The organism is Stenotrophomonas sp. HMWF023 (genome assembly GCF_003060985.1).
Taxonomy (GTDB): Bacteria; Pseudomonadota; Gammaproteobacteria; order Xanthomonadales; family Xanthomonadaceae; genus Stenotrophomonas; species Stenotrophomonas lactitubi.
The window spans coordinates 3,563-5,004 of sequence record NZ_QAIJ01000103.1 but is presented as its reverse complement, the minus strand read 5'-3'; the positions used below and the strand labels follow the sequence as shown (position 1 = coordinate 5,004).

Annotated in this window: 3 protein-coding genes and 1 pseudogene; 1 reads left to right on the top strand and 3 read right to left on the bottom strand. The window is 64.9% G+C overall.

Annotation, left to right across the window (positions count from 1 at the left end):
- The 3 genes and pseudogenes from DBR20_RS05575 to DBR20_RS05565 form a co-directional block, all read right to left on the bottom strand.
- Window positions 1–321: pseudogene (locus DBR20_RS05575) on the bottom strand (aconitate hydratase B); the annotation flags it as partial.
- 41 nt (window positions 322–362) lie between these two features.
- Window positions 363–764: a type II toxin-antitoxin system VapC family toxin gene (locus DBR20_RS05570; RefSeq protein WP_108265494.1), complete on the bottom strand. Its 402-nt coding sequence runs from the start codon at window positions 762–764 to the stop codon at window positions 363–365.
- A 6-nt stretch (window positions 765–770) separates the two neighbouring features.
- Window positions 771–995, bottom strand: a complete 225-nt coding sequence (locus DBR20_RS05565) for an AbrB/MazE/SpoVT family DNA-binding domain-containing protein (RefSeq protein ID WP_025878955.1) — start codon at window positions 993–995, stop codon at window positions 771–773.
- A 190-nt stretch (window positions 996–1,185) separates the two neighbouring features.
- Here DBR20_RS05565 and DBR20_RS05560 point away from each other — a divergent pair.
- A partial coding sequence (locus tag DBR20_RS05560) for an outer membrane protein assembly factor BamE (RefSeq protein ID WP_108265495.1) occupies window positions 1,186–1,442 on the top strand: 257 nt, incomplete at its 3' end.

Here is a 1,442-nt window from a genome sequence, read left to right as displayed (position 1 = left end):
GTCCAGCAGCTGCACCAGCGGCGCGACGTTGTAACCGCCCAGCATGGTGCCCAGCAGTTCGGTGGCGCGCTCGCGGCTGATCAGCGGGTTCTGCTCGCTGCCCAGTGCGATCGCGGCCAGGTACGAGGCCTTGACCTTGGCAGCGTCATCGACGCCGGCCGGCACGCGGTGGGTCAGCAGGTCGAGCAGGAACTCGGCCTCGCCCTGCGGCGGGTTCTTCAGCAGTTCGATGACATCGGCCGTCTGCTGCGCGGTCAGCGGCAGGGGCGGGATGCCAAGCGCAGCGCGCTCGGCGACGTGGTGGCGGTAGGCTTCCAACATGACAACTCCCGGGTAATGCGTGAGGTGAATAAAAAGTGGGCTCAGGCTTGCGGCACGATCAGCTTCAGGCCCTTGAAGTAGTCGCGATAAAACGTGTCGTTCCAGGTGATCAGGCCATCGCACTGCAGCAGGGCGTGGGCACCGATCATGAATTCGTCCAGGCCACGGCGCTGGCCGCTGCCGCGCTGGCGATGGCGGCGGTACATTTCACCGGCGCGCAGTGCCGATTTGGCTTCCAGCGCGTTGAAGTGGACACCCATTTCTTCCAGCGCTTCCAGTACCTCGGCACCGCCGCGCAGGGCGGCGCAGATCTCGGCCAGGGTGGCGCCGCAGACCACCACGCGGCCGCCGACCAGGCTCTGCCGCAGGCAGGCTTCCACCGCATCGGCCTGCGGGCCGTTGCTGAGCAGCTCGACCAGCACCGGTGAATCGACGGCGATCATCACCGCTTACTCCTCGTCGCGCAGGTCGCGCACGGCCGCGTCGGCCGATTCGAAGCCGTCCAGCGAGAACTTGCCGCGGGCGCGGGAGATCGCATCGTCCACGCTCTTGCGCAGGATGATCCGGCTGCCTTCCAGCTCCACCTTCAGCAAGGTGCCCTTGGTCAGGCCCAGCGCATCACGCACTGCCTTGGGCAGGGTGATCTGTCCGCGTTCAGCAACGGTGGCTTCCATGGGGTACGCCTCAAAAAGTATGTATGAATTATACATACCCGTCGCATCCGGAACAAACCACCTGATATGTGACCTTCATCCCGCGTCAGTCGCATCCGGGCGTTAGACTCCCTCGGCAGCCCTGCTGCGCTCAGGCTGGACGCCCCGGCGCTCCTACCGCACCTATCCGCTCCATAAATAAGGAAGTTTCATGCGCGCGCTCGCCCTTGCCCTGATCCTCGCAACCCCGCTGGCCGTTTCGACGACCTCCGCCCACGCCAACCCGTTCGGCGGCTACACCACCGGCATCGAGATCACCCAGCAGCAGATGGACACCCTGGAGATCGGCAAGACCACCCAGGACAACGTCCGCGAGAAGTTCGGCGCGCCCGGTCGTCGCGAACAGCTGGGCGACACCCAGGTCTGGTACTACGACTACGTGAAGATCAAGCACTTTGGCAAGAACGT